The organism is Photobacterium japonica, from assembly GCF_050337005.1.
GTDB classification, from domain to species: domain Bacteria; phylum Pseudomonadota; class Gammaproteobacteria; order Enterobacterales; family Vibrionaceae; genus Photobacterium; species Photobacterium japonica.
In genome coordinates this window covers 77,771-95,039 of the sequence record NZ_JAKJSN010000014.1, presented here as the reverse complement: position 1 = coordinate 95,039, position 17,269 = coordinate 77,771, and the positions used below count along the sequence as shown (strand labels likewise).

Here is a 17,269-nt window from a genome sequence, read left to right as displayed (position 1 = left end):
AAGCCTTTTTGGCTTCCCTTTTTGATCCTGATGGATGACAGGATCTGGTGGCAGGAGTAGAATCCTCCGCTTCTTGTTATTATATCGGAGCGCGTCATGGACAATGTTCGCCTAACTCAATACAGCCACGGTGCAGGATGTGGTTGTAAAATCTCACCTCAAGTGCTTGATACTATTCTTAAAACCCAGATCGCTCCGTTCGCTGACCCTAACCTGCTGGTGGGTAACGAAAGTAAAGATGACGCTGCTGTGTATGATCTTGGCAACGGCACCGCAGTGATCAGCACTACCGATTTCTTTATGCCGATCGTCGATGATCCGTATGATTTTGGCCGAATTGCGGCAACCAATGCGATCAGCGACATCTATGCCATGGGCGGTAAGCCAATTATGGCGATTGCGATTTTAGGTTGGCCAGTCAACGTGCTGCCGCCAGAAATTGCACAAAAAGTGATTGAAGGGGGTCGTGCTGTGTGCCGTGAAGCGGGTATTTCACTGGCGGGCGGTCACTCTATTGATGCCCCTGAGCCGATTTTCGGTTTGGCTGTGACCGGTATTGTGGAGACCGATCGCGTGAAGCGTAATAACCAAGCCGAAGCGGGGTGTAAGTTGTACCTGACCAAGCCATTGGGCATTGGCGTATTGACGACGGCCGAGAAAAAATCGCTGCTAAAAGAAGAGCACCAAGGTTTGGCGCGTGACTGGATGTGCAAACTGAACAAGCCGGGCGAAACCTTTGCTGATATCGCGGGTGTAAAAGCCATGACAGACGTGACCGGTTTTGGCCTGATGGGTCACCTGAACGAAATTTGTGAAGGCAGTGGCCTGAAGGCGACGATTCAGTTCGATCAAATCCCGCACCTACCTGGCGTGTTTGACTACATTGCACAAGGCAGCGTACCGGGCGGCACGACCCGTAACTTTGACAGCTACGGCCACCGTTTGGGTGCCATGACCGATGAGCAAAAAGCCCTGCTTTGCGATCCACAAACCTCTGGCGGCTTGCTGCTAGCGGTGACACCGGAAGCAGAAGCCGAAGTACAAGCTGCGGCTCAGCAACACGGTATTACCTTAAATGCCATTGGTGAGTTATTTGACGCGACGGATAGCGACACTGTTTTGATTGAGATCTGCTAATGTCTCGTCCTAACTGTGAAGATTTTAAACAGCTGTTCCTTAACGATACCCCGTTAATGGATATGCGCGCGCCGATTGAATTTGAACAAGGCGCGTTCCCGACCTCAGACAACCGTCCACTGATGACAGACGACGAGCGCAAAGCAGTCGGCACCTGTTACAAAGAGAAAGGGCAAGAGTCGGCCATCACACTGGGTCACGCATTGGTGAACGGTGAAACGAAAGCGGAACGTGTCGCACAGTGGAAAGCATTTTGTGAGGCGAACCCGAACGGTTACCTGTACTGTTTCCGTGGCGGTTTGCGTTCACGCATTACTCAGCAATGGCTGAAAGAAGCGGGCATTGATTACCCGATGATCGTCGGGGGTTATAAAGCCCTGCGCCGTTTTCTGATTGATACCATTGATGCGGTGGCTGAGCAGCCGATGACGCTGATTGGCGGGAATACCGGCAGCGGTAAAACCTTGATGCTGCATGAGTTGAACAATGGCATTGATTTGGAAGGCGCCGCGAATCACCGTGGCTCCTCATTTGGTCGCTATGTGACGGCGCAGCGTACGCAGATTGATTTTGAAAATGTGCTGGCGGTGGAAATGTTGAAAAAACAAGCCGCAGGCGCATCGAGTTTCGTCTTTGAAGATGAAGGCAAAATCATCGGTTCAGTCAGTACGCCATTGTCTATTCACCGTGGGATGGAGCAAGCGCAGATTGCGATTGTTGAGGATCCGTTGGATGTACGATTAGGCCGTTTGTTGGATGATTACGTGGTGCGTATGCAGCGTGACTTCTGTGCAACGTACGGCGAAGAAGACGGTTGGCAGCAGTTTGCGGACTATTTAGCCCGTGGCATGTTTGGTATCCGTAAGCGTTTAGGCATTGAGCGTTATGACGACTTACTGGCGACACAGCAAGCCGCCATTCAAGCGATGCAAGCGACAGGTTCATTGGCTGGACACGAAGGCTGGTTAACGCCGTTGCTGACGGATTATTACGATCCGATGTATACCTATCAGTTGAGCAAAAAAGCCGATCGCATTGTATTCCGTGGTGATTACGCGACGGTGCGCGAGTGGTTGGCGACACGCTAACCGCTAGATGCTAGACGCTAAAGAAAAACACCCCGCGTTGTTTAAACGAACAGCGCGGGGTGTTTTTTTATGTCTAACGTGTCCAATCAGACGGCGTTGACAGGGGGCATGTATTGGCGATCATCGCGGATCATCGCCTGAATCTCTTGCACGTATTTCTCGCCGATTTGTGAGTAATGGAGCAAGCCTTCAGCCAAGGCATCGGCCATCGCATCATCGGTGATGCCTTTATGGGCGGCGTGCTGCTGCAAACGGATCTCACGCAAGGCTTGATAGGCCGGGTTAGTGTTTACATTGGTAAAGTACGCATCAATGGCGGCTTGTGTGCTGCTAAACCGTTGCACCTCATGGAAATTGCCGCCGGTTTCTTGGTGCGGGAACAAACCGCACCCTTGGGTGTAGCACCACTGACCGAAGTAATTGTTTGCCTCAACCGCAAAGCGCGATGTGCCCCAGCCCGATTCAATCGCCGCTTGGCTCATGACCAAAGCGGCGGGCAAGGTATCAACACGTGCTAACAAAGCCTGTTGCCAAGTGCTATCAACGCCCGTGGCCGGAATCGGCAAACGGTACTGCGTGGCTATCTTTTGCAAGAAAGGTGTGGTGGTGGGTGCGGTGGATTGTGCAAACTGCATCTGCAAGGCCGCGCGGTCTTGTGCAATGGCGTGATTAGCCTGCTCAATCATGGGTTGCAGATAAGCGAAAAAAGCGGTTTTCTTTTCTGCGACATTGCCCATGGCGGCAAAGTTAGGTTTGTTCTGGTTAGCGACAACGTGGCTGTGTGTTGGTACAGAGTGCGGTAGGGTTTGTTCGGCTCGTACCTTAATGGCATGGATAGCCGTCAAACTGACCGCGGCGGCGAGAGTGATCACGCCAACGGTGGAAACTTTGGTCATAATGGTTAGTCCCTTAAAGACACACCCGAAATAAGACCTGTACATTACGCCTATCTTTTTAGGCTATCAAGCATTCTTATTTGGTATTTATGGCGGATTTTAACGGGGGTTAACTGGTTTTATATCCAGTATAACAGTTGCCGCTTTTCGCCATTTTCGGTACAGTCTCGCTATTACTGCTACCAAGTGAAACTGTAAATGACTCGTTTGTACATTGCTGAAAAGCCAAGTCTCGGCCGCGCGATTGCCGCGGTGTTACCCCGTCCCCACAAAAACAATACGGGTTACATTGAAGTGGGCAACGGCGATATTGTGACCTGGTGTATTGGCCACCTGCTCGAGCAAGTTGAGCCGGATGCCTATGATGCGAAGTACAAAAAGTGGAACATGGCGGATTTGCCGATTGTGCCGCAGCAGTGGCAACTTAGCCCGCGTAAATCGGCCAAACAGCAATTGGCCGTGGTCAAAAAACTGTGCAAGCAAGCAACAGACGTGGTGCATGCGGGAGACCCAGATCGCGAAGGCCAGTTGCTGGTGGACGAAGTGATCGACTACGTGAAGTTGTCACAGGCTAAAAAATCGGCCATGCAGCGCTTACTCATTTCCGACCTTAACCCCGCAGCGGTGAAACGTGCGTTGGGGCAGTTACGCAGCAACCGTGATTTTATACCGCTGTCGGTATCAGCGTTGGCGCGTTCGCGGGCCGATTGGCTGTACGGCATGAACATGACTCGAGCCTACACCTTGTTAGGGCAGAAGGGCGGTTACCGCGGCGTACTGTCTGTCGGACGGGTACAGACACCGATATTGGGTTTGGTGACACGTCGTGATGATGAAATCGCGAATTTCATACCTAAACCGTTTTATGAACTGTTTGCCTTGATCCCGTATCAGGACATGGTGATCCGTGCCAAATGGCAACCGAGTGAGGCGTGCCTGCCTTGGCAAGACGAAGATGGCCGCGTTCTGAATCGAAAGCTGTGTGAAAACGTGATCAACCGGATTAAAGGACAGCCTGCTGAGGTTACGACGGCTGAGCGCAAAGAAACCCGCCAAGCGCCTCCGTTGCCGTACTCACTGTCAGCGTTACAGATTGATGCCGCCAAGCGTTACGGCATGAGTGCGGCTGATGTGTTGGCAACGTGTCAGTCGTTGTATGAAAAGCACAAAGTGATCACGTACCCGCGTTCCGACAGCCGTTATTTGCCGGTGGATCATTACCGTCAAGCGGGTGAGGTATCGCAGGCCATTGCCAATACCGATCCTAAGCTCGCGTCAGCGGTCACAGGCGCGAATTTGAGCCTGAAATCCAAGGCATGGAACGATAAAAAAGTGGATGCGCACCATGCGATCATTCCCACACCGAAAGCGGTGAATCCGGCGAGCCTCAGTGCGAATGAGCAAAAGATTTATCAGCAGATCGCCCGTCAGTATCTGATGCAGTTCTATCCCGCCGCCGTGTACAGTGAAGCCAAGCTCGAATTTACCATTGCGGGTGGATTGTTTATTGCCCGTGGGCGTCAATTAATGTCACTGGGATGGCGTCAACTGCTGGGGCGTGATGACAGCAAAGAGGCTGACAGTGATTTGGCTGATAAAGTGCCGCCGTTAGACAAAGGCACGGTGTTGCTCTGTCAGGATGGCGAAATCAAAGACAAGATGACCGAGCCACCGAAGGCGTTTACGGAAGCGACTTTGTTACAGGCGATGACGGGGATTGCGCGTTTTGTCTCGGATCAATCCTTGAAAAAAATCTTGCGCGATACCGACGGATTGGGCACCGAAGCCACCCGAGCGGGGATCCTCGATATCCTGTTCAAGCGTCAGCTGTTATTGCGACAAGGTAAAAGTATTCATGCCACTGACGCGGGGCGAGGGCTGATTTATGCGTTGCCGGATGAAGCGACCTATCCCGACATGACGGCCCACTGGGAACACCAGTTGCAAGATATGGCCGATAAGAAGTGTGCCTATCAGCCCTTCATGGCAGCATTGGAAGCACAGGTGCATCGGTTGATGACACAGGTGCAAACCAGCGAGGTCCCGCGCAGCTTACTGTCCTTAACGTCGCCGGAGCCGTTCAAAGGTAAAAAAGGGCGATACAGCAAGAAAGGTGGGAGTGCTAAATCTTCCGGTACGGGGCGCAAAACTGCGGCGAAGACAGGCACGACTAAGCGCACTCGTAAGCCACGCTCTGCGGACTAATACAGCGGATACAAGACGGATTAACCCTGACAAATGGACAAGGCCGTGAAAAACTCACGGCCTTGTGTGTTTTGGCTATGCGATGACGAACTGATTACGGCCTTTCGATTTCGCGTCGTATAACGCCCCATCCGTGCGCTCAAAAAATTGGGTTGGCGAGATGTGGCTGGACGGGATCACGGTACAGCCACCCACACTGATGGTGACCACATTCGGTGCACTGTCAGCGCCTTGTTTGCGAGGCAGCTGTAAGCGGTAGATGGTATCTACAGCCCGTTTAGCGGTATAACGCGCCGCACATTGGTCTTGCCCTGGCAGTAATAATACAAATTCTTCCCCGCCGTAACGGGCGAATAAGGCACCTGCACGCCGTTCCAGTGACGACAGCGCATGGGCAATTTCACGCAAGCAGTCATCACCCGCGGCATGGCCGTAGTGATCGTTATAGTGCTTGAAATGATCGACATCGATCACCAGCAGCGATAACGGTAACTGGTGGCGTTCGGCACGCCGCCATTCTTCAATGAACCGCGCATCAAAGACCCGTCGGTTGGCCACATTGGTCAGCGGATCCAGGCGCGACATGATTTCTAACTGTTCATTGGCACACTGTAACGCCTCGGTGCGTTCCGCAACACGCTGTTCTAACTCGGCATTGAGTGAAATCAGTTTCTCTTCGGCCTGACGGCGGACAAAGTGTTGCGATACGATAAAGCCAAACTGTTTCAACACATGTTTCTGGTAATCGTGAATCGGGGCGCCTGTCAGTAAGTTATCGCAAGCAATCCAGCCGATAGGGGTATCTTCATCCCACAGGGATAAATACGCGCTCCAGCCCAAGATACCCAGTGGTTTCAAGTCATGAATGATCTGCGTGTTTTTTTCTACGACGAGATATTCTTTGTTTTCAACGGTGTGGTTTGCAAACCACATATCCGGAATGGCGGATTCAAAGTAGCGCTCATCGACCGTATTGCCTTCCAGATCGGTCCCGTACGTGCCCTGCATCCTGCCCTGTTCTTTGAACAGAAAAATGGCTAAACGGTCGATACACAAGACCCGTTTAGCTTCATCAACAGCGGTGAAAAACATGTTGTCCATCGACGTTGCACGCCACAATTTAAACGAGATGTCGTGCAGGGCTTGCAGTTGCAAGAACAGGCTGTGCTGTTCATCTAAACGAATTTGCAGCTCTCGCTCTGCGGTACGTCGACCGGCATGCTCATCTTGAATCGTTTCATTCACTAAAGAGGCATCAAGCTCCGCGGCCAATAAGGTCGCTAATTTTTTGAAGTGATCACTGGTAATGGGGGCATTTTGCACCACTTTGGGTAAATCAATCACCAAGCATCCCACGATCACAGCACGGCGCTCTAACGGTAGCCATAAGCGCCGTGTCTCACCAATGTCATCCATATACGGTTCTGCACGACGTATGGCTTTGGTGATTTGATAGAAAGGGATGTCAATATGATCTGGGATCTCGATGGGCGGAAAGTGATGCGAAAGATCGTCGGCTTGCATCGAAAAAAGCATCTTCCAATGTGATTTATAAGCAACGATAAGTGCCGTTTTCTCAACGGCAAAATCGACCGCTAAACGGCGGCAAATCAGTTCGCTAATGGTATGTAAACCCTGCGCTTTTCCCCATTGAGAGAAGAGATGATGATAAAAGCGTGTGATTGGTGCGTGCTGGGCCAAAAGATCGGATCCATCGATTACAACTAAGGTCAGTCATGTATTGTTACGAATTTTTCATCATGAATTGGGTACCACGGCCGCAAAGTTTTTAATTTTCAGCGCAAAAGATACAAAAACGAGAGGTTGTACACAATTATGTGCAATTGTCGTGTAAGGTAAAATCCAGATCACATTTTAATACGGGGTGAAAGTGACTCTTTTTCTTACCACGGTAGATAATTACCTTGGTAATCAATGAATAATCCCGAGTCGCTCGGGGTGAGATTATTGATGACCTGCCTTAATCCTTGGGCAGCGGTGGCGGTGTCAATGAGGGCATTTGGCCCGCCCATCTGGGTTTGTACCCACCCGGGATGCAGTGCCACAGCAATGATGCCGTCAGGCTGAAAATCATTAGAGAGGCTTTTAACCACCGAGTTTAATGCCGCTTTGGAGGAGCGATAGATGTACCCGCCGCCACGGGTGTTTTCTGACATGCTGCCGACTTTGGATGACAGGCAGGCCACCACGCTAGGCTGTCCCGGTTGGGAGGCGCTTTTGAGTTGCGGATAAAAGGCTTCAACCAGTTTAAGCGGGGCGATGGTATTGACCTCGAGCACCGCACGCCAGGCTGCCACATCGGTATCACCAAATGATGTGTTTGTCGGGCCATATGCCCCCGCATTATTGATCAGCAAATTCAGCGGTTGGTGAGCCAAAGAGTGACTGAGCGCATCAACCGCCGCGTAGTCGGTCACCTCTAGCTCAATCAGGCTGAGGTGGCTGTACAAAGCTTGTAATTGGGTCAGGGCGTCTGCGTTGTTGATGTCACGGCAACAGGCAAGCACATGCCAACCGGACTTGAGATAACGCTGCGTGAGGGCGAGGCCGATGCCGCGGTTGGCACCGGTAATCAGAACGTGTTTGTCCGTGGTCATACCGAGTTCCTGCGTATTGAGGTCACTTGGGTATAAAGATAGCGGCAGAAATAAAAAATGCAGCCAGATGGGCTGCATTTTTCGAGGGTATTCTCAGGTTTACTCCGCTTGGTTGAAGCGTTTCATTTCATGCATGGCTTGCATGAGCGTCGACAGTTTTGGCTTCGCGCTGTCTTGCTTCTTGTAATCCTGATTATAGACACGGTAATTGCCGTATTTATCTATCACGGTGGTCAACTTGGGCTGGATCATCACGATGTCGTCTTCGTTACCGGCCAAAATCCAACGGCGCTTTGGCGCATTGTTGAACAGGCTGGTGCCACTGCTGTACGTTGATGTCGGCGTCGTGGCACTGAGCATAGACTCCATCAGTGTTGGCACCACGTCCAGATGGCTAGTGAGGCGATCGGTGTCAGACGCAATGCTACCCGGCCAGTGAATGATCATCGGCACTTTAAGCTGATATTGGCTGTAGTTGGTATTAGCGCCCCAACTGTTGGTGCCGGTTTCATTGAACTCGGTGCCGTGGTTCGCGGTGATCAGGATGATGGTATTGTCCATCACGCCTTTCGCCACTAACTGATCAAAGATGGTGATCAGTTGTTCATCAAGGTGATACGCCGCGTTACGGTAGCTGTTTTTCATCAGCACGTTGGCATCTTGACCCGCAATGTTGTCTGAACCCAGCGAAGGCGTGAACTTGGGTAAGTAATCGCCCCCTTCCTCAAAACTTTCCAGCGAGGCCAGTTCAAGGTAACCAAACCACGGGGTGTCATCTGTCTGTGCGTTCAGCCACGTTGTCCACTCGCTGATCGCGGTGGTATCACTGTGCGGTTGATCGTTGTCAGGCAGGGTAAGGCCATGGAACACGGTTTCCGCGTAAATCGGGTCATCATTGAGGTCATTACCACTGAATACGCCGATATCATAACCGCGTTTTTCCAGTGTGCTGATCAGCAATGGAGAGGTCTCTGCCGAGCGAACGCTATTGATGTAGCTGCTTGGCAAGCCGTAAAACAAACCAAAGATCCCTGACGTATTGTCGTTACTGCTGCTGTAGTGATTGCTGAAGTTGACATTCTGACGAGCAAACGCCGACAGATAAGGCATGGTTTCTGCTTCAACAATATCACTGCGCAAGCCATCGACAACGATGATCAATAAATTTTGGCCAGTGCCAGGATCATTGAAGGTCAGTGGTTCTAAGGGATAACGAATTTGTTGGCTGCTCTCAATCCCTTGGGCATTGAGGCGCTCGGTGTACTCTTGGCGATCCAGCAACCCATGCTTTTCCATGAACGACTTGGCCGTCATTGGGTAGGACAAGGGGAAGTTTGAACGCTGAGCGGTGATCGGACGATACAAGTTCGCATCGGCCCAGATATACAGCAGGTGACTGCTGATAAAGCAGATCCCAAACACTGTGGCAATAGGGACGCCAACGTGTTTACGGGTGAGTTTTCTTAGCTTGCGCCACAGCCATTCCGACAGCACCATTTGCAGCAGGAATATGACAGGAACAGTGACAAACAGGTACTGCCAGCGGGTATTGAGTTCTGACCCTTCACCACTGAGTAGCAAATCCCACACCAGCGGACTGAGGTGAAGATCGAGTGACTCATAGGCGTGTGTATCCAGCAACAAGGCGGTAAGCCCTGCGGTGCCGACCAATACCGCAAACAAACGCATTAAGCGCTGAGAGGGGATCAGGAAGCTGGCTGGAAAAAGGATCAGAATATAGAAGCCAAACACCAAAAAGCTAAAATGCCCCACCCAGCTTAATGCCAAGTAGAGCTGCCCAAGAAGTGTGTCTGGCCATTCAGAAGCCACGATATATCGCGTACCCAGAAGGATTGCGGCGATGATATTGAAGAAACTGAACCAGTGCCCCCAGCTGATCAGCTGAGAGACTTTCTCTTTGTAGTTGTTACCGCTGGCGACCATAAATGTCAGAATTTCCCAGTCTTAACGATTGCTGTAACGCAAGCTAACAAGATTAGTCTTCTTTGATTGAAGATTGCAGAGCGAGTGCAAATTTCTCTGCGATAGCTTTCCTTTGCGATGCAGGTACGTCAGCGTTCATGATGTTTGTCGCGATGTTACCGACCACCATTAGAGCTAGCTCTGCAGTAGCGTCGTGCTTTTCTAGTACATCGAACACGTCATCAATGATTTGTTCAACTTTTTTATTGGTGTATTTTGAAGTAATTGGCATAGGAAGTCTTGTTTAATCTTGTTTAATGTTAAAGAAAGCGACTTATAATAACCTACACTTTAGATTTACTGAAACTTTTCCATTATGAGTCTGAACCTTTCCAATGTCATCCTTCATCAATTGATTAAGAATGGCAACGATGAACTGGAAGTTCATCTACGAAAACAAACACTTGAGAACGATACATCCACAGAAGATTTAGTCGCTGAATTGCATCGCGTTTACAGCAGTAAAGGCGCGAAGGGCTTCGGTCATTTCGCTGATGACAGTGAGTTTAGCCATTGGTTGAAACAAGTTCGCCGTGGAGAAATGGATTTTCTGACCTTTTCTAATCAATCTGCGCAGCGTTTGCAGGCAGAATTGGCGAAATACCCGTTTGCCGATGTGGGCACCCTTGTCATTGCGGAATACCAGTCACTGGCGACGGATTATCTGTTTATTGGTTTGCTGCCAACGTGCCATAGCATGAAAGTGACCGAGCAACTGGATATCAGCGCGACCGATTACTTGGATGTCGCAAAGATGGATATTGTGGCCCGTATTGACTTGTCTTCTTGGGAAACGGATGCTGAATCAAACCGTTACCTGACGTACATCAAAGGGCGTGTTGGCCGCAAGATCGCGGATTTCTTCTTGGATTTCTTGCAAGCCGAAGTGGGTTTGGATGTAAAAGTACAAAACCAAGTGCTGATGCAGGCGGTGGAAGATTTTTGTGCTGATTCGCGCTTAGACAAAGAAGAAAAGCAGCAATACCGCAAGCAGGTGTATGACTACTGCAACGGTCAATTGCAATCTGGCGATGAAGTGACCATCAAAGAGCTGGCGGCAGAATTGCCGGAATCGGAAGATGGCACGGATTTCTACCAATTCACCTCTAAGCAGGGTTATGAGTTGGAAGAGAGTTTCCCTGCCGATCGCACGGCGATGCGCAAACTGACCAAGTTTGTGGGTTCTGGTGGTGGTGTGACCATCAACTTTGACAGCATGCTGCTGGGCGAGCGTATTTTCTATGATGCAGAAACCGATACCCTGACATTGAAAGGGGTACCGCCAAACCTAAAAGATCAATTGTTACGCCGTTTGAACAGCGATAATTGATTCTTTTATCGGCTTGTTTTTTGTAAGCTAGACCCGAAACGGGCAATGCGGATCACCGTGTTGCCCGTTTTTTCATTTGTCGCCTTCCTGTTTTTTTGTCTACCTTTATTTGTATGTGTTTTTGTTCATTTGTGACGGGTTTTATGCCGGCAGATGGATTCTTCCCTAAGTGCTTTTAACAGCTAAGTGCTTTTCACATCTAGGTGTTTTTCACATTGACAGGAGCTGATATGAAATCACGTCATACGCTTTCTCGCTTTCATTTTACCTTATTGGTGCTGGGGGGACTGTCAATTTGTACGATCCTTGCGGGTGTATTATTCAGCATGACAGCCCCCAGTTTATGGGGCTATTGGGGGATCGCTTTCGCTGTGATGGTCGTAGTGGTTGGTACGGGCTTAGCGGTGAATCGATACATGAAGAACAGTGTGATGGCGAGTGCGCAAGTGACCAGTGAGGACGATCTTGATGTGGAGTGCCCGGCATCAACAGTATCAGCAGTAACGACTCAGGCTGCGGCATCAGGCACTGAGGTGATGACGGATTGCGCCCATATGGATGCTTGGGTTGCTGATAAAATGGGGGCGAATGATGAAGGAAACGTTGAAGCGTCTGCGATCGTCGCGCCAAGTGAGCCCATTGCACCGGATGACCCTCATGGATGGTCTGATTTATCGGTGTTTGACTCGGATTTCTTGCTCAATAGTATGGATGGCTGTCACGAGTCGGTGCTGATGTTGCTCGAACTCTTTGTGGAAGATCACGGTCAAGATGCCGTGCGTTTTTCACAGGCGTTGGATGAGGGGAGTAACGATAGCGCCCACCGCATTGCACACACGTTAAAAGGGGTCGCAGGCAGTGTCGGGGCCGCACAGCTTCATGCGGTTAGCGAATATTTGGAAAAACAGGTGAAAACAGAACAGACCCTAGCGTCAGTAGAGAGGGCATGGTTAGGACGAGCCATCATGGCGTTAGAGCAGGCGCTGAATACTTATATGCAGGGGGTGCGTGAGCATATCGAGCAGGCTAACACCGCAGTGGAAATTGAAGAATATCACGCGCCTGATCCCGCGGTGTTTGTGCAGCGAGAAAGACGTCGCACTGATGCGGTAGAAGAAAATGAGGAGACGGTGTCATAGGTTCATTTTTACCGTGTTTTTTGCGCATTTTATTCACAAAACGCGTGATTTGGGATAGGTGGTTCGAGGGATATTCTCAGCGCGATCTCTCGCATTGTAAAAAATCCTTTCGTTAGTGGGGTGGTTCATCAAGCAATCTTGATCTAGATCAGAGGCAAGGTAAGCGCGCGGTGGATAATATCGCCACTATGAACGTACAAACTAATCGTCCAGTTCGTCAGCAGCGTGAACTGGATACGGCTAAAGCGATGATTCGACTTTACTGTAAAACGCTGCACCGGGGCGCGATAGTGTGTCCTGATTGTGAGGTTCTCATTGAGTACGTGGAAAACCGGATAGAAAACTGCCGGTTGGGCAATGAGAAACCAAACTGCTCCCAATGCCAGTGCCATTGCTATCAACCCGCAAAGCGGCTGGAGTTGGCGCACGTCATTCGCTGGACGATGCCTAAATTTTCTTGGCGTAATCCGGTTCAAGCACTGAAGTTTAAGCTAGATTGTTTGCGGCGAGGTGAAAACGTCGATACATCTACGTCCATCGAGCCGTAAGGCACGCGTTATACAGTCTGTGAACCCATGCGTCAGTGAAACAAACACCAAAAGGGCAGCTACGAGCTGCCCTTGTTGTTTCTATTTTTTTGACGTTTGGTTTTAAGCGATGGGTATGACTATGCAACAAGTCCCAGTTGCTTCAGCCAAGTCGTAATACGGCTGTCTGTGAGCTCCGGTTGACGGTCTTCATCCAATGCAAGGCCGACAAACTGGCCGTCTCTGACTGCGCGTGAATCATTGAATGTATAGCCGTCGGTTGGCCATTCGCCCGCCAGTTTACCGCCCGCTTGTTCAATCAGTTCCGCTAAATCGCCCATGGCATCCAAGTAGCTGTCTGGGTAGTCCACTTGATCGCCTAAGCCAAATAGCGCCACCGTTTTACCATTCAAATCTGCGTCTTCCAATTCCGGCACAAAGTAATCCCAATCCGGCTGCATTTCGCCGTAGTTGGCCGTTGGCGTACCCAAAATCAAAAAATCATAGTCATCAAAAATGGCGTTGTCGCAGCCTGCAATATCTTGTATTTCAAGATCAAGGTGTGCCGCGATCTTTGCTGCGACGTTTTCTGTGTTGCCGGTATCGCTACCGAAAAAAATGCCAATAGTCGCCATGGTATCTCCCGTATGTCTTGGGTGAGGCCGGACGATGTGTCGCGGCCTCAATCAGTTAAAAATGTTATGTGTTATGCGCTAAGTACAAGGTACTAGGCGTTCTGCGGTTCTGGTGTCCATTGCGCTAACTGCTCAAGCAGGCGGTGCTTATGGGCCACTTGTTCGCGTAATCGGTCGAGGTTCGCTTGGTAACGTTGCGGATCCCGACGGGCAATTTGGGTAAAGCGTGCTTCGCGGCTGATGAGGGCGTCGACGTCTTTCTTCGGCGGTTTGGAATCCATCTGCAACGCTGCGCGCCCTTTTTCCAAGCGACGCGGATCAAAGCGGAACAGCGGCCATAGGCCAGACTCCACCAGCAGTTGTTGGTGCTCCACGCCTTCTGCCATATCAAAGCCATGGGTGATGCACGGTGAGTAGGCGATGACCAATGATGGTCCCGGATACGCTTCGGCTTCTTGTAGTGCTTTGATGGTCTGGTTCATGTTGGCGCCAAGGGCAATTTTGGCCACGTATACGTTGCCGTGCATCATCATGTTCAGCGCCAAGTCTTTGCCGTTGCTGGTTTTACCTTGGGTGGCAAATTTAGCGACCGCGCCCGTTGGCGTCGCTTTAGATTGCTGACCACCGGTATTGGAGTAGCCTTGGGTATCCATCACCAGTACATTGACGTTATCGCCGCCAGCCAGCACATGATCTAGGCCACCAAAGCCAATGTCATACGCCCAGCCATCGCCGCCGACAATCCAGTTGCTTTTCGCCACCAAGTCATCGGATTTTTGATCGAGCTGACGGTGCGAATACGGCAACTGTGCGCGTAAATGCGCAATGTTTTCACGCTGTCGTACCACCGCCACTTCGCTGCTGTCAAAGGCATCGGCTTTCATTTGAGCGAGTTGTTCTTGCGGGATGAAATCAGCCGCGGTGTCGAGCAATGTCAGGGCAGTATTGCGTTTACTATCGAGCGCTAAGCGCATGCCTAAACCAAATTCCGCATTATCTTCAAACAAGGAGTTTGCCCATGCTGGGCCGCGGCCGTGTTTGTCGACGGTATATGGCGTGGTCGGTAAATTCCCGCCATAGATGGACGAGCACCCTGTGGCGTTGGCAATCAGCAGGCGGTCGCCAAACAGTTGGGTCAGCAGTTTCACGTAAGAGGTTTCACCACAGCCAGAGCAGGCGCCGGAATATTCAAACAGCGGCTGTAATAACTGGCTGGTGCGCGCATCAATGCGTTTGATGTCAATGCGTTCAACCTCAGGCAGATCCAAGAAGTAGTCGTAGTGGGTTTGCTGTTCAGTTAACTGCGGTTGCTTCGGTGCCAGATTGATGGCTTTACGTGATGGATCGTTTTTGTCGCTGGCCGGACACGCGGTGGTGCACAGGTTACAACCGGTACAGTCCATCGGTGACACTTGCAGGGTGTATGCTTGGCCTTTGAAATCCCGCTGTTTGTAATCGGTGTGCTTAAAGCCTTCTGGCGCATCGGTTAATGCGTCAGGCGATACCGCTTTGGCACGGATTGCCGCATGCGGGCACACCAAGGTACAAATATTACATTGGGTACATAAGTCTTCTTCCCACACTGGGATTTCTTGCGCAATGTTGCGTTTTTCCCATTGTGTGGTGCCGGTTGGCCAGCAGCCATCGACGGGGAAGGCGCTGACGGGCAGTTGGTCACCTTTGTCGGCCATCATCATGGCGCTGACGCGTTTAACCAGATCCGGCGCTCGTTCACTGACCACTGGGGGGCGACGGAACAGGCTGGTGGCACGCTCGGGGATTGTCACTGCCTCTAAGCGTGCCACGGTGGCATCGACGGCGGCATGGTTAGCGGCCACGATGGCAGGGCCTCGCTTGCTGTAGCTTTTCTCAATCGCGAGCTTGAGTTTCGCGATAGCTTCATCCAGCGGCATGAGTTGGCTCAGGGCAAAGAAGCCCGTCTGCATAATGGTGTTAATGCGGTTTTTGAGCCCGAGTTCGCGTGCCAATGCAACGGCATCAATCACGTAGAGGGACAGTTGCTTATCAATGATGGCTTGCTGTACTTCTTGTGGCAGGTGATCCCACACGGCATCTGCTGCATACGGTGCGTTCAACAGCAAGGTCGCCCCGTTGGCGGCTTTTTCGACCATCTCCAGTTTGTTGAGGAACGGGAATTGGTGACACGCAATGAAGTCGGCTTGCTGGATCAAATACGGTGCTTCAATCGCATCGGTGTCGATACGCAGGTGCGAGGTGGTGATACCGCCTGACTTTTTCGAGTCATAAACGAAGTAACCCTGCGCATGCAATGGGGTGTTTTCACCCAAAATTTTGATGGTGTTTTTGTTGGCACTGACCGTCCCATCGGCACCCAGGCCATAGAACAAAGCCCGCAAACGTGAAGACGGTTCGATGTCGAGCGGTGTGGCAGCCGGTAACGACAAATGGGTGATGTCGTCCGTGATACCCACGGTGAAGTCATGGTGCAGTGTGTCTGTCGCCATGGCGGTAAAAATGCTGACTGCATCGGCAGGGGTAAATTCTTTCGACGATAGCCCATAACGCCCCCCCATGATGATAGGACAGTGTGTACGTTCGCCACGGTGTACGGCTTGTTGCAGCGCCGCCATTACATCAAGGTATAACGGTTCGCCTGTGGCGCCGGGCTCTTTGGTGCGATCCAACACGGCAATGCGTTGGATGCTGTGCGGCATCACGGCCAGCAGATGGTCGAGCGAAAACGGACGGTACAGGTTCACACAGATCATGCCGACACGTTGGCCCAGAGCGATGCGGTGATCGACCGCTTGTTGTACGGTCGCGCTGGCGGAACCCATGACGATAATCATATCGGTGGCGTCAGGGTGACCATAATAGTCAAACGGTTTGTAGTCACGGCCGGTTAAGGTCGCAAAGCGTGCCATGGTCTCGGCCACAATGTGTGGGCAGGCTTGGTAGTAACGGTTGGCTGCTTCTCGGGCTTGGAAAAATGTATCTGGGTTTTGTGCGGTGCCGCGAATGCTGGGGGCATCTGGTGTGAGGGCACGCTGGTGGAAGGCATCCACCTGTTCTTGGTCGATCATCGCGGTGAGAGTCGCATCGTCAATCAGGGCGATTTTGTTGATTTCGTGCGACGTACGGAAACCATCAAAGAAGTGCACAAACGGAATGCGACTGGCCAAGGTGGCCACTTGACTGATCAAGGCAAAATCGTGAGCTTGTTGTACGCTGCCTGCGGCGAGCAGGGCAAAACCAGTTTGGCGCACGGCCATGACATCGGAGTGATCACCGAAAATGGAGAGCGCGTGGGTGGCGAGCGTACGCGCCGCGACATGCATGACAAACGGCGTCAGTTCACCGGCAATTTTGTACATGTTGGGAATTTTCAGCAGCAAACCCTGTGAGGAGGTGAACGTGGTAGCCATGGCGCCAGCCATTAACGCCCCGTGTACCGCACCAGCCGCACCGCCTTCCGATTGCATTTCAATCACGCGGGGAACCTGTCCCCATAGATTGGTTTTACCTTGCGATTCCCACACTTCACAGGCTTCCGACATCGGGGAAGACGGTGTAATGGGGTAGATGCCAATCACTTCATTGCAGCGATAAGCGATAGAGGCGGCCGCATCATTGCCGTCCAGGGTGGCAAAGTGAGACGGGGTGAACAGGGAGCGATCCTGTGTTGATTGAGAATGTACAGACATAGTGAACTCCAGCGAACGGGCACTG

At 51.3% G+C, this 17,269-nt stretch carries 14 protein-coding genes; 6 read left to right on the top strand and 8 right to left on the bottom strand.

Translation table 11 applies throughout. The annotated features are described in order from the left end of the window. Positions 1 to 96: 96 nt before the first annotated feature. Both selD and mnmH read left to right on the top strand, forming a co-directional pair. Positions 97 to 1,137, top strand: coding sequence for a selenide, water dikinase SelD (gene selD, locus L4C36_RS06105; protein WP_428476902.1), 1,041 nt, complete (start codon positions 97 to 99; stop codon positions 1,135 to 1,137). Further along, positions 1,137 to 2,225: a tRNA 2-selenouridine(34) synthase MnmH gene (gene mnmH / locus L4C36_RS06100; RefSeq protein WP_428476901.1), complete on the top strand. Its 1,089-nt coding sequence runs from the start codon at positions 1,137 to 1,139 to the stop codon at positions 2,223 to 2,225. Before selD ends, mnmH begins: the two co-directional genes overlap by 1 nt. 86 nt (positions 2,226 to 2,311) lie before the next feature. Here mnmH and L4C36_RS06095 read toward each other — a convergent pair whose 3' ends face one another. Next, the gene (locus tag L4C36_RS06095; RefSeq protein WP_428476900.1) at positions 2,312 to 3,121 is read right to left on the bottom strand and encodes a glucosaminidase domain-containing protein; all 810 of its coding nucleotides are present in this window, start codon (positions 3,119 to 3,121) and stop codon (positions 2,312 to 2,314) included. A gap of 198 nt (positions 3,122 to 3,319) precedes the next feature. Between L4C36_RS06095 and L4C36_RS06090 the strand changes: the two genes are divergently transcribed. Next, positions 3,320 to 5,326: a DNA topoisomerase III gene (locus L4C36_RS06090; protein ID WP_428476899.1), complete on the top strand. Its 2,007-nt coding sequence runs from the start codon at positions 3,320 to 3,322 to the stop codon at positions 5,324 to 5,326. A gap of 75 nt (positions 5,327 to 5,401) precedes the next feature. Here L4C36_RS06090 and L4C36_RS06085 read toward each other — a convergent pair whose 3' ends face one another. From L4C36_RS06085 to L4C36_RS06070, 4 genes are all read right to left on the bottom strand, one after another. Beyond that, on the bottom strand, positions 5,402 to 7,027 hold the full coding sequence (locus L4C36_RS06085) for a sensor domain-containing diguanylate cyclase (RefSeq protein WP_428476898.1): 1,626 nt from the start codon (positions 7,025 to 7,027) through the stop codon (positions 5,402 to 5,404). 203 nt (positions 7,028 to 7,230) lie between these two features. Continuing rightward, positions 7,231 to 7,944 (bottom strand): SDR family oxidoreductase, encoded by a 714-nt coding sequence (locus tag L4C36_RS06080; protein ID WP_428476897.1) that lies wholly within the window; start codon positions 7,942 to 7,944, stop codon positions 7,231 to 7,233. A gap of 99 nt (positions 7,945 to 8,043) precedes the next feature. Continuing rightward, the gene (locus L4C36_RS06075) at positions 8,044 to 9,888 is read right to left on the bottom strand and encodes a DUF3413 domain-containing protein (protein WP_428476896.1); all 1,845 of its coding nucleotides are present in this window, start codon (positions 9,886 to 9,888) and stop codon (positions 8,044 to 8,046) included. Between the two features lie 52 nt (positions 9,889 to 9,940). Continuing rightward, positions 9,941 to 10,159 carry a YejL family protein gene (locus L4C36_RS06070; protein WP_428476895.1) on the bottom strand — a complete coding sequence of 73 codons (219 nt, stop codon included), beginning with the start codon at positions 10,157 to 10,159 and terminating at the stop codon, positions 9,941 to 9,943. A gap of 84 nt (positions 10,160 to 10,243) precedes the next feature. Between L4C36_RS06070 and yejK the strand changes: the two genes are divergently transcribed. Together yejK and L4C36_RS06060 are read left to right on the top strand one after the other, a co-directional pair. Continuing rightward, positions 10,244 to 11,257 carry a nucleoid-associated protein YejK gene (gene yejK / locus L4C36_RS06065; RefSeq protein ID WP_428476894.1) on the top strand — a complete coding sequence of 338 codons (1,014 nt, stop codon included), beginning with the start codon at positions 10,244 to 10,246 and terminating at the stop codon, positions 11,255 to 11,257. Between the two features lie 230 nt (positions 11,258 to 11,487). Continuing rightward, complete coding sequence (locus L4C36_RS06060; RefSeq protein ID WP_428476893.1) at positions 11,488 to 12,396, top strand: Hpt domain-containing protein; 909 nt, start codon at positions 11,488 to 11,490, stop codon at positions 12,394 to 12,396. A 143-nt stretch (positions 12,397 to 12,539) separates the two neighbouring features. Here L4C36_RS06060 and L4C36_RS06055 read toward each other — a convergent pair whose 3' ends face one another. Further along, positions 12,540 to 12,788, bottom strand: a complete 249-nt coding sequence (locus L4C36_RS06055) for a hypothetical protein (RefSeq protein ID WP_428476946.1) — start codon at positions 12,786 to 12,788, stop codon at positions 12,540 to 12,542. Between L4C36_RS06055 and L4C36_RS06050 the strand changes: the two genes are divergently transcribed. Beyond that, positions 12,669 to 12,944 carry a nitrous oxide-stimulated promoter family protein gene (locus tag L4C36_RS06050; RefSeq protein WP_428476944.1) on the top strand — a complete coding sequence of 92 codons (276 nt, stop codon included), beginning with the start codon at positions 12,669 to 12,671 and terminating at the stop codon, positions 12,942 to 12,944. The two genes, L4C36_RS06055 and L4C36_RS06050, sit on opposite strands and share 120 nt — an antisense overlap. Before the next feature lie 119 nt (positions 12,945 to 13,063). On the opposite strand, the gene fldA is transcribed toward L4C36_RS06050, so the two are convergent. Both fldA and nifJ read right to left on the bottom strand, forming a co-directional pair. Continuing rightward, positions 13,064 to 13,558, bottom strand: coding sequence for a flavodoxin FldA (gene fldA / locus L4C36_RS06045; RefSeq protein WP_428476892.1), 495 nt, complete (start codon positions 13,556 to 13,558; stop codon positions 13,064 to 13,066). 92 nt (positions 13,559 to 13,650) lie between these two features. Then, positions 13,651 to 17,244 carry a pyruvate:ferredoxin (flavodoxin) oxidoreductase gene (nifJ, locus tag L4C36_RS06040; RefSeq protein WP_428476891.1) on the bottom strand — a complete coding sequence of 1,198 codons (3,594 nt, stop codon included), beginning with the start codon at positions 17,242 to 17,244 and terminating at the stop codon, positions 13,651 to 13,653. Between the last annotated feature and the right edge of the window lie 25 nt (positions 17,245 to 17,269).